The following is a 13734-nucleotide window of genomic DNA, read 5'->3' as shown; positions in this document are numbered from 1 at the left end:
GCGCGGCGGTGAACAAATGTGCGGATGCTAACGGGAACGTGTGTGTTGCTAGTAAGTTTCACCCAGAGTGGTTCTTGTGGTGTTGTAATCTCCACAATTGCTCCAACAGGATGAACGAAGCGAGGTCGACATCACCAAGTGTCGATCACATCACCTTATGTTCACCATACGGCGGTTCCCACATACTGGTGAGCCGCTTTTTGGCGCAGTGTCAGTTACTCCGTTTGCCGCCCAGGTCGACGCCGGGCCCGCTTCACGCGTACAGGGGAGAGATCACCCGTGCGGGTGGGCGGAAAGTGCCTCTGCGCAGTCGAAGACCGCCGCGGCGCAGCGAGCGCGAAGCGGCGGCCAGGCCGGATAAACGACTGAGGCTTAGGCGGGCGTCTCCGCGATAGCGTCCAGAACCGCGCGGCCGAGCACGGTGAACCCGAGGACGGCGGGCGTCACGTCGGCCGAGACGCCGATCGATTCGACATCCAGGCGTGTACGACGACGAAGTGGCGGTGCTCGCCGTGGCCGGCGGGCGGGGCCGCGCCGATGAAGCGCGCGACGCCCGCGTCGCCGCGCAGTTGGAGAGCGTCCTCGGGGAGTCCGGATCTGATGTCGTCACCCGCGCCTTCCGGCAGGTCGGTGCCGGTGGCGGGGAGGTCGGCGACGGCCCAGTGCCAGAAGCCGGAGCCGGTCGGCGCGTCGGCGTCGTACACCGTGACGGCGTAGCTCTTCGTGCCTTCCGGAGCGCTGGACCAGGACAGCTGCGGCGAAATGTCCTCGCCGCCGGGCATGCCGAAGATCCCGGAGAACCGCTCGGCGGACCAGGCCGCGCCGTCGGCGACGGTCGTGCTGGTGACGGTGAAGCTCGGCACCTCGGGAAGGCGTGCGAACGGGGAGGTGGCGGACATGCGCTCCTCTCGCCGGAAGCAGTATTCCATCGACGATAAGTCTAATAATCGATGACTTTGCAGATCGTCTATCCTGGGCGCATGAAGCAGATGCTGTCCGAGCAGATCTACGACCAGGTCCGCGACGCGATCATGCGCGGCGAGGTCGAGCCGGGGCAGGCGCTGAAACCGCAGGAACTGGCGGCACGGTACGAGGTCAGCCTGGCCGTGGTGCGGGAGGCGCTGGTGCGGCTGGTCGGGGAGGGCCTGGCGGAACGGCTCACGAACCGCGGGTTCGCCGTGCCCGCGCTGGCCGATCGGCGGTGGCAGGAGATCGTCGAGGCGCGTCAGACGGTCGAGCCCGCGATGCTGCGGTTGTCGGTCGCGCGCGGAGATCTGGAGTGGGAGACGCGGGTGCGCGCGGCCGGGCACCGGCTCGCCCGGACGCCGATGTATGTGCCGGACGAAGGCCGCTACTACTCCGCTGCTTGGGCGGAGGCGCACCGCTTGTTCCACCGCACGCTGCTCGACGGCTGCGGGAACGCGGTGCTGCTGGAGAATTTCGACCGGATGTGGACGGCGAGCGAACTGGCCCGGCGGTGGACGGTGGCCCCCGGGTACCGGCTGCCGGTGGAGGACGTGCTCGCCCAGCACGAGGAGCTGGAGCGGGCCGCGCTGAGCCGGGATCCGGAGGAGGCGGCCGGGTTGCTGACGGATCACTTGGCGGCGACGGCAGCGGTGCTGACGGGGAGTCGTGAGTGCGTATCCCGGTTCTAACCGCGATACGCACTCACGACACGCCCCCTACCGTGCAACCCGAAAGGCTCCCCGCACCTTCGCGCGAGGAGCCCTTCCCGATGCCGCCTTACTCAGCCGGCGGTTGATACACCTTCGTCAGCTTCCCTGCGGCCTCGCGGTCCAGGAGCCACAGCGTCCGCCGGTACCCGCGGGCACCCGAGACCGGGATCTGCGTTTCCGGCGCACCCGCCAGCGCCTGCGCGACCGCGTCCGCCTTGGCGGTGCCTGCTGTCATCAGCCACACCTCACGGGCACGGCGGATGGCGGGCAGAGTCAGCGACACGCGCGTCGGCGGAGGCTTCGGGCAGTCGCGGACCGGCACCACCGAGCGCTGTGTTTCGCGCACCTCGGAGGTTTCCGGGAACAGCGACGCCGTGTGGCCCTCGCCGCCCAAGCCGAGCAGCATGATGTCGAACTCCGGCACGTCCGCGCCGGAGCCCGCCGCGTCGGAGAGGACCTTTGCGTAGGCCTCGGCGGCAGCGTCGACGTCGTCGCCGAATTCGCCGTCCGACGGGGCCATCGCGTGCACCCGCTCGGGGGCCAGCGGCACGTGGTCGAGCAGCGCCTCACGGGCGCCCTTCTCGTTGCGCTCGTCCGAATCCGCCGGGACGAACCGTTCGTCGCCCCAGTAGATGTCCAGCCGCGACCAGTCGATCGCGTCCCGTGCGCTCGATTCCCGCAGTTCCCGCAGCACGGCGATGCCGGTGCCGCCGCCGGTGAGCACCACCGACGCCGCACCGCGAGCTGCCTGCACGTCGACGATCCGCGTCACCAGCCGGGCCGCGGCGGCCGCGGCGAGCAGGTCCGGGTTTTCGTAGACGACGACCTCGGTGCGGCTCATGAGCCGCTCTTTTCCGCGGTCTTGCGGGTCGTCTTCGGCTTCGCGGCGGCGGGCTTGGCGGAAGCCTTGGCGGCGGCGGGTTTCGCCCCGTTGGACGCGGCGATCTTGTGCAGCCCGTGCAGCGCCGCCTCGTAGATCTCGTCCGGGTCGAGCCGCCGCAGTTCCTCCACGAGGCATTCCGGGTTGCTGCGCCGCTGCAACGCGATCCGCCGCGTCGGCTGGCCCGGCTGGGTCAGCGTGCCGACCCGCCCGTCCGGCCGCGTCAGCTCCACCGCACCCGATTTCCGCTCCAGCTTCACCGAAATAATGCCCTGCGCGCTCGAACTCTTGACCCGGTGCACCGGAGCCTTGAGGTACTCGGCGAGCCAGCCCGCGAGCAGTTCGGTGGACGGCGAATCGGCCTCGCCGGTCACCGTCGCGCTCGTGATCTTCTCGTACGGCGGCAGGTCCAGCGCCGACACCAGCTGCGCCCGCCAGCGGGTCAGCCGGGTCCACGCCAGGTCGGTGTCACCCTCCACATAGGACTTCGCGCGCGTGCTGAGAGACCTTATCGGGCTCTTTTCCGCGGCGGAGTCGGTGATCCGCCGCTGTGCCAGCTGGCCGAGCGGGTCCTCCGCCGGAGCCTTCGGGCCGGCGCCCGGCCACCAGGTGACGATCGGCGCGTCCGGCAGCAGCAGCGGCACCACGGCGCTCTGCCCCTGCGCGGCCAGCGGGCCGTACAGCCGCAGCACGATGACCTCGCTCGCGCCGGCGTCGCCGCCCACGCGGATCTGGCCGTCTATGCGCGGCGCGGCCGTGCGCGCGCCCTTCGCCACGACGATCACCCGCGACGGGTGCTCGCGGCTGGCGTCGTTCGCGGCCTCGATGGCGTCCTCGAGCTTGGCGTCGTCGTCCGCGACGATCACCAGCGTCAGCACCCGGCCGAGCGCGACCTGGCCGCCCTGCTCGCGGATCTCCACCAGTTTCTTGTTCAGCGCCGACGTCGTGGTCGACGGCAGGTCGATGATCACGGACGCCTCCAGTGTTTTTGCGGGATACCCGCACCCAGCCGGCGCCCGTGGTCCGCTTCGCGATTGTGACTCACGGACGCCTCCAGTGCCTGCCGGTACGCTCCAGCATTTCGTCAGCCGACTTCGGTCCCCAGCTGCCCGGCGGGTACTGCTCCGGCGCGGTGCCGAGCTTCGCCCAGTGGTCCAGCACCGGGTCGAGGATTTCCCAGGACAGCTCGACTTCCTCGTTCACCGGGAACAGCGACGGCTCGCCCAGCAGCACGTCGAGGATCAGCCGCTCGTAGGCCTCCGGCGACGATTCGGTGAACGCGTGGCCGTAGCCGAAGTCCATCGTGACGTCGCGGACCTCCATCGTGGTCCCCGGCACCTTCGAGCCGAACCGCAGCGTGATGCCCTCGTCCGGCTGCACGCGGATGACCAGCGCGTTCTGCCCCAGCTCCTCGGTCTGCGTGGAGTCGAACGGCAGGTGCGGCGCGCGCTTGAACACGACCGCGATCTCGGTGACGCGACGGCCGAGCCGCTTGCCGGTGCGCAGGTAGAACGGCACGCCCGCCCAGCGGCGGTTCTGCACCTCCAGCGTCACCGCGGCGTAGGTCTCGGTCGTCGAGTCCTTCGCGAACCCGGCTTCCTGCAACAGCCCCGGCACCTTGGTGCCGCCCTGCCAGCCGCCCGCGTACTGCCCGCGCGCGGTGGTCTCGTCCAGCGGCAGCATCGGCTTGGCCGCCGCCAGCACCTTGGCCTTCTCCGAGCGCAGCGCCTTCGGCTCGAACGACAGCGGTTCGTCCATCGCGGTGAAAGCGAGCAACTGCAGCAGGTGGTTCTGGATGACGTCGCGCGCGGCGCCGATCCCGTCGTAGTACCCCGCGCGCCCGCCGAGGCCGATGTCCTCGGCCATGGTGATCTGCACGTGGTCGATGAAGTTCGCGTTCCAGATCGGCTCGAACAGCTGGTTCGCGAAGCGCAGCGCCAGGATGTTCTGCACCGTCTCCTTGCCGAGGTAGTGGTCGATGCGGAACACCGACTCCTCGGGGAAGACGTCGTTCACGATCGCGTTGAGCTCCTTGGCGCTGCGGAGATCGTGGCCGAACGGCTTCTCGATGACCACGCGCCGCCAGGTGTTCTCGTCGGCCTGCGCGAGGCCCGAACGCGCCAGCTGCTTGGTCACCACCGGGAACGCGCCCGGCGGGATCGACAGGTAGAACGCGGTGTTGCCGCCGGTGCCGCGTTCCTCGTCCAGCTCGCGCACGGTCTGCGCGAGCCGGTCGAAGGCGTCGTCGTCGTCGAAAGTGCCCTGGACGAACCGGATTCCTTCGGCGAGCCGGTTCCACACCGACTCCTTGAACGGCGTCCGCGCGTGCTCCTTCACCGAGTCGTGCACCAGCTCGCCGAAGTCCTGGTGTTCCCAGTCCCGGCGGGCGAAGCCGATCAGCGAGAACCCGGCGGGCAGCAGCCCGCGGTGGGCGAGGTCGTAGATGGCGGGCATGAGCTTCTTGCGCGCCAGGTCGCCGGTGACGCCGAAGATCACCAGGCTCGACGGCCCGGCGATCCGCGGCAGCCGCTTGTCGCGGGGATCCCGCAGCGGGTTGCGCCAGGTGGTCACTGAGCGGCCTCCTGCACTGCCCGCACGAGCTCGGCGAGCCCGGCGGCGCGGTCGGTCAGGTGCAGCCGCAGCACCGGACGCCCGTGCTCGGCGAGCACCTGGCCGTCGCCGAGCGCCTGCGCGTGCTGGAGCTGCCCCAGCGTGTACGGGCGGTCCGGCACCGGGAGGTCGTCCTCGACGGCTCCGGTGATCTGCAGGAAGCTGCCGTTCTGGTGGCCGCCCTTGTGGTACTGCCCGGTGGAGTGCAGGAACCGCGGGCCCCAGCCGAACGTGGTCTGCACGCCGGTCCGCTTGGCGATTTCGCCGCGCAGCAGCGAAGTCGACGCGTCGTCCAGCCGGTCGAGGTACGCCTGCACCGCGATGTACCCGCCGTCGGCCACCGAACCGAAGAACGCGCGCAGGATGTCGGCGAGTTTCCCTTCAGTGACAACACCTTCGCTGCCGAAGACCTCGACCGCACCGTCCACAGTGGCCGGTGTCTCGCCGCCCTTGAGCTTCTCCGGGTCGTCCAGCAGCGCCCGCGCCGCCTTCTTGGCCGCCTCGACGTCCGGCTGGTCGAACGGGTTGATCTCCAGCAGCCGTCCGGCGAGCGCGGTCGCGAACTCCCACACCAGGAACTGCGCGCCGAGCGGGCCGGTCACCGAGATCTGCGCCGCGCCTTCCGGGGCACCGATCGCGACCGCGGTCGTGTCCTTGCCGTGGTCGGCGAACCCGGGTGCGTCCGGGCCCTCGACGGCCACCGGCAGCAACCCGGTCCCGAGCTTGCCGGTGGACTCGGCGATCAGCTGCTCGGCCCAGTCCGGGAAGCCCTTGATCCCCGAACCGGTGTCGGCCAGCACGACCTTCTCCGCACCGGCTTCGTGCGCCGCGCCCCAGGCCGCCGCCAGCTGCACGGCCGGGTTCTCAGCGGTGTCCTCGGCGAGCGTTTCCGCCACCGACGCGGCCTGGTCGAGCAGCCGCGCGACGTCCGCGCCCGCGAGACCGGCCGGCACGAGGCCGAACGCGGTCAGCGCGGAATAGCGGCCACCGACGTGCGGGTCGGCCAGGAAGGTCTTGCGGTAGCCCTCTTTCTCCGCCAGTTCGGAGAACGGGGAGCCGGGATCGGTGACGACGACGATGCGCCTCGCCGCGTCGATCCCGGCATCCGCGAACGCCTTGGCGAAGATCCGGCGGTGGCTGTCGGTCTCGACCGTGCCGCCGGATTTCGACGACACCACGATGACCGTGCGCTCGAGGTCGCCCGCGAGCGCGTCGGCCACCTGGCCGGGGTCGGTCGTGTCGAGCACCGTGAGCGGGACGCCGGCGGTGGCGGTGATGACCTCCGGCGCGAGCGACGAGCCGCCCATGCCGGCGAGCACCACGCGGTCCACGCCCTCGCTGTGCAGTTCCGCGCGCAGCGCTTCGATTTCCCCGATCAACGGACGCGACGACTTGTGCAACGTCGTCCAGGACAATCGGATCGACGCTTCGGACTCGGCGTCTGGACCCCACAGCGTGGAGTCCTTGGCGGCGAGCTTGGCAGCGGCGCCGTCGGCGGCCAGCCGCTGCGCCAGCGGCGCCGCCTTTTCTGCCAGTTCGGCGTCGACGATCACGACGCCGGTTTCGTCCCCGCTCATGGTCTCTGGTTCAGCCCTTCGCTTTGTTCAGCTGCCCGGTCACCGTGTCCAGCAGTTCCTGCCAGGACTTCTCGAACTTCTCGACGCCCTCGGTCTCCAGCGTCAGGAACACGTCCGGGACGTCGATGCCCGCCGCCGACAGCTTGTCGAAGATCGCCCGCGCCTGCTCGCCTTTTCCGGAAACCGTGTCGCCGGTGATCTCGGCGTGGTCGGCGACCGAGTCCATGGTCTTCTCGGGCATCGTGTTGACGACGTCCTTGACCACCAGCTGGTCGACGTACCGGGTGTCGGAGTAGGCCGGGTCCTTCACGCCAGTGGAGGCCCACAGCGGACGCTGCGCGTTCGCGCCGTCCGCGGCGAGCGCTTTCCAGCGATCGGTGGCGAACAGCTTCTCGAAGGCCGCGTACGCGAGCAGGGCGTTGGCGATGGCCGCCTCGCCCAGCAGCGCCTTGGCCTCGTCGGTGCCGATCGCGTTCAGCCGCTTGTCGACCTCGCTGTCCACGCGGGACACGAAGAACGACGCGACCGAGTGGATGCCCTTGAGGTCGTGGCCGTTGGCCTTCGCCTGCTCCAGACCGGCGAAGAAGGCGTTGATGACCGCCTCGTAGCGCTCGACGGAGAAGATCAGCGTGACGTTGACGCTGATGCCCTCGGCGAGCACCGCGGTGATCGCGGGCAGGCCCTCTTCGGTCGCCGGGATCTTGATCAGCACGTTCGGCCGGTCGACGGTCTTCCACAGGTCCTTGGCCTCGGCCACCGTCTTCTCGGTGTCCTTCGCCAGGCGCGGGTCCACCTCGATGGACACGCGGCCGTCGACGCCGTTGGTGGCCTGGTACACGTCGCGGAACAGGTCCGCGGCGTTGCGCACGTCGGTGGTGGTCAGCTCCCGGACGGTGCCGTCGAGATCCGCACCGCGCGCGGCGAGGTCGTTGACCTGCTCGTCGTAGGCGGCGCCCTTCGACAGCGCGTTCGCGAAGATGGTCGGGTTGGTGGTCACGCCGACGACGTGCTTGTCGCGGATGAGCCCGGCGAGGTTGCCCGAGTTCAGGCGTTCCCGCGAGAGGTCGTCCAGCCAGATCGAGACGCCTGCTTCGGACAGCTGTGCGAGTCGGTCAGTCATGAGGGCACTCCCTTCAGTTCAGTTCTTGGTGTTGGCGATCGAGCGGCGGGCGGCGTCGACCACGGCTTCGGCAGTGAAGCCGAACTCGCGGAAGAGCGTCGCGGCGTCGGCCGAGGCTCCGTAGTGCTCGATCGACACGTTCTCGCCGGCGTCGCCGGTGAAGCGCTGCCACGGCATCGCGATCCCGGCCTCGACCGAAACGCGGGCCTTGACCGCCGGCGGCAGGACGGCGTCCTTGTAGTCCTGGTCCTGCGCGTCGAACCACTCGACACACGGCATCGACACGACGCTGGTGGGGACGCCGTCGGCCTCAAGGGTCTTGCGCGCCTCGACGGCCAGCTGGACCTCGGAACCGGTCGCGATCAGCACGACCTCCGGGGTGCCGTTGGACGCCTCGGCCAGCACGTAGCCGCCCTTCTTGACGCCCTCGGCGTTCGTGCCCTCCAGCACCGGCACGTTCTGCCGGGTCAGCGCGAAGCCGGACGGGTGGTGCACGTCCTCCAGCACGGCCTTCCACGCGTACGCGGTCTCGTTGGCGTCCGCCGGGCGGACGACGTTGAGGCCCGGGATGGCGCGCAACGCGGCGACCTGCTCGATCGGCTGGTGCGTCGGGCCGTCCTCGCCGAGGCCGATCGAGTCGTGCGTCCACACGTAGATGACCGGGGCCTTCATCAGCGCGGCGAGCCGGACCGGCGGGCGCATGTAGTCGGAGAAGGTGAGGAAGGTCGCGCCGTACGGGCGGGTGCCGCCGTGCAGCGCGATGCCGTTGAGGATCGAGCCCATCGCGTGCTCGCGGATGCCGAAGTGCAGCGTGCGGCCGTACGGGTTGGTCTTCCACATGTCGGTGCCGGCCGCGGCCGGGCCGAACGAGTCGGCGCCCTTCATGGTGGTGTTGTTGCTCTCCGCGAGGTCCGCGGAACCGCCCCACAGCTCGGGCAGCGGCTCGGCCAGCGCGGTGAGCACCTCGCCGGAGGCCTTGCGGGTGGCGATGCCCTTGGCGTCGGGCTCCCAGGAGGGCAGGTTGTCCGCGAAGCCCTCGGGCAGCGTGCGGGTCGACAGCCGGTCGGCCAGCTTCTTGCGCTCCGGGTTCGCCGCGGCCCACGCTTCGAAGCGCTCCTGCCACTCGGCGCGCTCCTTCTCGCCGCGCTCGATCGCCTGGCGGGTGTGCGCGAGCACGGCGTCCTCGACGGCGAAGTTCTTCTCCGGGTCGAAGCCCAGCGCCTTCTTGACGCCCGCGACCTCTTCCGCGCCCAGCGCCGCGCCGTGCGCCTTGCCGGTGTTCATCTTCGTCGGGGCCGGGTAGCCGATGATCGTGCGCAGCTGGATGAACGACGGCCGCTCGGTCTCGGCCTGCGCCGCCTTGATGGCCGCCTCGATCGCGACGACGTCCTCGCCGCCCTCGACGGTCTGCACGTGCCAGCCGTAGGCCTCGTACCGCTTCGCGACGTCCTCGGACAGCGCGATGTTGGTGTCGTCCTCGATGGAGATCTTGTTGTCGTCGTAGAAGACGATCAGGTTGCCCAGCTGCTGGCGGCCCGCGATGGACGAGGCCTCGGAGGTGACGCCCTCTTCGATGTCGCCGTCGGAGGCGATCACGTAGATGCGGTGGTCGAAGATGCTCTCGCCGGGAGCGGCGTCCGGGTCCAGCAGGCCGCGCTCGCGCCGCGCCGCCATCGCCATGCCGACGCCGTTCGCCAGGCCCTGGCCCAGCGGTCCGGTGGTGGTCTCGACGCCCTTGGTGTGCCGGTACTCCGGGTGGCCCGGGGTCTTGGAGCCCCAGCGGCGCAGCTGTTCGAGGTCTTCCAGCTCCAGGCCGAACCCGGCCAGGTACAGCTGGATGTAGAGGGTCAGGCTGGAGTGCCCGGCGGAGAGGACGAACCGGTCGCGGGCGGGCCACTCCGGGTCGGCCGGGTCGTGCCGCATGGTGCGCTGGAACAGCGTGTACGCCAGCGGGGCCAGGCTCATCGCGGTGCCCGGGTGTCCGCTGCCGCAGTTCTCGACGGCGTCCGCGGCCAGCACACGGGCGGTGTCCACGGCGCGGGTGTCGGTCTCGGTCCAGTCGGCCGGCACGGTGCGCCGGAGCAAGGGGTTGGTCTCGCTGCTAGAGGTTTCGGACACTGAACTCGAACTCCTGCGTCGGTGAAGTGGTGGCTGTATTCCGTGCGTGCCGCTCAGGTGCTGCGGTGTGCGCCCTCAGTTATCTCAATCGATCCCGAAGAGACGATATTCCTGCTGGCGGCGCTGTGCAGGCGGAGCGAGCGGCCCGTCGCTGTCACCCTAGTGCGTACGCGTGCGCGCGAGCGCGGGCGCGCACCCTGCGGGTGAGGTGATCCTGCCCGCCTGTCCGTACCCGGCTACCCGCCGCGGGCCGTCCCGACTCATCGCGGCCCGGCGCGGCGGACGTGACGGAGAGAACACCGCCGGGCGTGTCCCGGACCCGCGGGCGTCGGGCCGGTCCGTCACGTCTAACATCGATCGCGGGCCAGGCACGGGAGTTCTCCAGGAGCACCACCTCTTTCTTCCGGGCCGCCCGGCCCAGGACTGACTCAGGGAGAGAAATGTCGTTGGTGAACGCTGCGCACGGACGCAGTGAAGACACCAGCGCCGTACCCCCGGACGGCGGACGGCCGAGCGGGGCCCGGCGAAGCTTCCGCCAGGTGGCCGGCGCGTACGCCGCGCTGGCGAAGCCGCGCGTGATCGAGCTTCTCCTCGTCACCACGATCCCCGCGATGTTCCTCGCCGGGCGCGAGGTGCCGAACCCGTGGCTGGTGATCGCGACGCTGGTCGGCGGCACCATGGCCGCGGGCAGCGCGAACGCGCTCAACTGCGTGATCGACAGCGACATCGACAAGGTCATGAACCGCACCAAGCGGCGGCCGCTGGTGAAGGACGCGGTGCCGCGGCGCAACGCGCTGGTCTTCGGCCTCGTCCTGGGCGTCGCCTCGTTCGCCGTCCTGTACTTCACGGTGAACCTGCTGGCGGCGGTCCTCGCGATCGCGACCATCCTGTTCTACATCTTCGTCTACACCCTCGGCCTCAAGCGGCGGACGTCGCAGAACGTGGTCTGGGGCGGAGCTGCGGGCTGCATGCCGGTGCTGATCGGCTGGGTCGCGGTCACCGGCACCGTGCAGTGGCCGGCGTTCGTGATGTTCGGCGTGATCTTCTTCTGGACCCCGCCGCACACCTGGGCGCTGGGCATGAAGTACCGCGACGACTACGAGCGCGCGGGCGTGCCGATGCTCCCGGTCGTCGCGACCGCCGAGCACGTGGCCCGGCAGATCGTCATCTACTCGTGGGTGATGGTCGCCTGGACGCTGCTGCTGCTCCCGGTCACCAGCTGGCTGTACGCGACCTTCGCGATACTGGCCGGCGGCTGGTTCCTCTTCTACGCGCACCGGCTGCAGGCCGCCGTGCACCGCGGCGAGGAAACCAAGCCGATGGCGCTGTTCCACCGGTCGAACACGTACCTGATGATCGTGTTCGTCGCGCTGGCGGTCGACTCGGCGATCGGCTTGCCGGTCCTCGGCCTCCCGTTCTGATCCGTTTCGGACCGGGCAGGAATGGCCCGGGATCCTCGCCGGTTGCACTCTTGCGGCCCCGATCCCGACCTGAAAGCAGGACCTTTCCTTGCCCGAGGAACCGGCCTACGAAGCCGAGCTGCGCCGCGAGCAGGCCTACACCGACGCCCTGTTCGCGAAGCTCGACGCCGAACGCGCCCAGACCCAGCGCCGGCTGGACGAGACCCTGCGCCAGACCGGCGGGACCCCGCAGGCGCGGACCGAACGCGAAGCCGCCACGAACCTGCACAGCGACCGGCTCGCCCAGCTCGGGTCGGTCGAGCAGGGATTGTGCTTCGGGCGGCTGGATTTCGTGCCCGGCGGCAGCGACGAGGAAACCGCCTACATCGGACGGCTCGGGCTGTTCGACGAGGACGACGACTACCGGCCGCTGCTGATCGACTGGCGCGCGCCGGTCGCGCGGCCGTTCTACCTCGCCACCGCCGCTTCGCCCGACGGCGTGCGCCGCCGTCGCCATCTGCGGTCGCTGAGCCGCCGCGTCACCGGGTTCGACGACGAGATCCTCGACCTGACTGCCGCCGACCAGGGCCAGGACCTCGGGCTGGCCGGCGAAGCCGCGTTGCTGGCCGCGCTGGAGCGCCGCCGGACCGGCGAGATGGCCGACATCGTCGCCACCATCCAGGCCGAGCAGGACCGGATCATCCGCGCGCCGCTCGGCGGGGTCATGGTGGTGCAGGGCGCGCCGGGCACGGGCAAGACCGCCGTCGCGCTGCATCGCGCGGCGTACCTGCTCTACACGCACCGCCAGCAGCTGACCACGCGCGGCGTGCTCGTCGTCGGCCCGAACTCGACCTTCCTGCGCTACATCGGTCAGGTGCTGCCGTCGCTCGGCGAGACCGGTGTGCTGCTGTCGACCATCGGCCAGCTGTGGCCGGGCCTGGACGCGGACGGCGCCGAGTCGCCGGAAGCGGCCGAGGTGAAGGGCAGGCTGGTGATGGCCGAGGTGCTCGCCAAGGCCGTCCGCGACCGGCAAGGTGTACCCGATCCGGTGATCGAGATCGAGCACGAACGCGAGATCCTCAAGCTCGACCGGAAGACCTGCACGCAGGCGCGCGCCCGGGCCCGCCGTTCGCGGCGCCCGCACAACCTCGCGCGGCGGCTGTTCGTCTCCGACGTCCTCGACGCGCTCACCCGGCAGGCTGCCCGCGCTTTGGGCGAGGACCTGCTGGACGCGCAGGATGTCCAGGACATCCGCGCCGAGCTGGCGTCGAGCCCCGCGGTGGCCGCCGCGCTGAACTCGCTGTGGCCGAAACTCACGCCGTCGGGCCTGCTGGACGACCTGTTCGCCGACCGCGAACACCTCGGCCGGGCGGCGGGCGAGCTGCTGTCCGAAGAGGACCGGAAGCATTTGGAGAGCGGCCGCGACGCGAAGTGGACGCCCGCCGACGTGCCGCTGCTCGACGAACTGGCCGAGCTGCTCGGCACTGACGACTCCGAAGAAGCGGCCGAGGAGAAGCGCCGCGAACGCGTCGAGCGGGCCTACGCCGAGGGCGTGCTGGACATCCTTGAGCAGGACGAGGAAATCCAGGACGAGGAGATCCTGCGGGTGTCCGACGTCCTGGACGCGGAGTTGTTCGCCGAACGCCAGCAGGCGCGCAGCGAACTGACCGCGGCGCAGCGGGCGGCGCAGGACCGGACGTGGACGTTCGGGCACGTGATCGTGGACGAGGCGCAGGAACTGTCCGCGATGGACTGGCGGCTGCTGATGCGCCGCACGCCGAACCGGTCGATGACGCTGGTCGGCGACGTCGCGCAGACCGGGGCCGCCGGGGGAGCGCGGACCTGGGACGAGGTGCTGTCGCCGTACGTCGCGGACCGCTGGCGGCTGGAGCAGCTGACGGTGAACTACCGGACCGCGGCGGAGATCATGGCGGTCGCGGCGGGCGTGCTCGCCGAACTGGACGTGGACCTGGCCGCGCCCGCGTCGGTGCGGGAGACCGGGGTGCCGCCGTGGGGCGTGGAGGCCGCTTCGCTGGAGGAGGAACTGCCGTCGCTGGTGGCCGCGGAACTGTCCGCTGTGGACGGTGGGACGGTCGCGGTGCTGGTGCCGGGCGGCCGGATCGACGAGGTGCGGAAGCTGCTTCCGGAGGACGAGCGGCTGAGCGTGCTGACCGTCGACCGGCCCAAGGGACTGGAGTTCGACGGGGTCGTGCTGGTGTCGCCGGACGAGATCGTGGCGGGCTCGCCGCGCGGGCTCAACGACCTGTACGTGGCGTTGACCCGGGCTACGCAGCGGCTCGGCGTGGTGCGGACTGGTCCGGCGGTGCCCGCTCTCGGCGGGCTTGGCTAATCT

At 70.4% G+C, this 13734-nt stretch carries 10 protein-coding genes; 3 read left to right on the top strand and 7 right to left on the bottom strand.

Going from position 1 to position 13734, the window contains the following annotated elements:
* Positions 1–443: 443 nt before the first annotated feature.
* Entirely contained in the window at positions 444–899 is a 456-nt protein-coding gene (locus A4R44_RS52045; protein ID WP_198545255.1) for a YbhB/YbcL family Raf kinase inhibitor-like protein, read from the bottom strand.
* A 90-nt stretch (positions 900–989) separates the two neighbouring features.
* Here A4R44_RS52045 and A4R44_RS11800 point away from each other — a divergent pair, with 90 nt between their 5' ends.
* Positions 990–1655 (top strand): GntR family transcriptional regulator, encoded by a 666-nt coding sequence (locus tag A4R44_RS11800; protein WP_198545278.1) that lies wholly within the window; start codon positions 990–992, stop codon positions 1653–1655.
* A gap of 88 nt (positions 1656–1743) precedes the next feature.
* Here the strand turns inward: A4R44_RS11800 and pgl are convergent, their stop codons facing one another.
* The 6 genes from pgl to tkt all read right to left on the bottom strand — a co-directional run bounded on the left by pgl (position 1744) and on the right by tkt (position 9981).
* On the bottom strand, positions 1744–2517 hold the full coding sequence (gene pgl / locus A4R44_RS11795; protein ID WP_067579191.1) for a 6-phosphogluconolactonase: 774 nt from the start codon (positions 2515–2517) through the stop codon (positions 1744–1746).
* Entirely contained in the window at positions 2514–3527 is a 1014-nt protein-coding gene (gene opcA / locus A4R44_RS11790) for a glucose-6-phosphate dehydrogenase assembly protein OpcA (RefSeq protein WP_067579189.1), read from the bottom strand. Before opcA ends, pgl begins: the two co-directional genes overlap by 4 nt.
* A 70-nt stretch (positions 3528–3597) precedes the next feature.
* Positions 3598–5127 carry a glucose-6-phosphate dehydrogenase gene (gene zwf / locus A4R44_RS11785; RefSeq protein WP_067579187.1) on the bottom strand — a complete coding sequence of 510 codons (1530 nt, stop codon included), beginning with the start codon at positions 5125–5127 and terminating at the stop codon, positions 3598–3600.
* Positions 5124–6743, bottom strand: coding sequence for a glucose-6-phosphate isomerase (locus A4R44_RS11780; protein WP_067579185.1), 1620 nt, complete (start codon positions 6741–6743; stop codon positions 5124–5126). The genes zwf and A4R44_RS11780 overlap by 4 nt, the downstream gene beginning before the upstream one ends.
* A 10-nt stretch (positions 6744–6753) precedes the next feature.
* A complete protein-coding gene (gene tal, locus A4R44_RS11775) occupies positions 6754–7863 on the bottom strand; it encodes a transaldolase (RefSeq protein WP_067579183.1) in 1110 nt (369 codons plus the stop codon).
* 18 nt (positions 7864–7881) lie between these two features.
* Positions 7882–9981 carry a transketolase gene (gene tkt / locus A4R44_RS11770; protein ID WP_067579181.1) on the bottom strand — a complete coding sequence of 700 codons (2100 nt, stop codon included), beginning with the start codon at positions 9979–9981 and terminating at the stop codon, positions 7882–7884.
* Between the two features lie 440 nt (positions 9982–10421).
* Here tkt and A4R44_RS11765 point away from each other — a divergent pair, with 440 nt between their 5' ends.
* Positions 10422–11402, top strand: coding sequence for a heme o synthase (locus tag A4R44_RS11765; RefSeq protein ID WP_067579179.1), 981 nt, complete (start codon positions 10422–10424; stop codon positions 11400–11402).
* An 88-nt stretch (positions 11403–11490) separates the two neighbouring features.
* Positions 11491–13731, top strand: coding sequence for an AAA family ATPase (locus A4R44_RS11760; protein WP_067579177.1), 2241 nt, complete (start codon positions 11491–11493; stop codon positions 13729–13731).
* The last annotated feature ends 3 nt before the right edge of the window (positions 13732–13734 follow it).

Source organism: Amycolatopsis sp. M39 (genome assembly GCF_001651785.1).
GTDB classification, from domain to species: Bacteria; Actinomycetota; Actinomycetes; order Mycobacteriales; family Pseudonocardiaceae; genus Amycolatopsis; species Amycolatopsis rubida.
Note: the sequence above shows the minus strand (reverse complement) of the source record. Positions and strands in the feature narration are given on the sequence as shown.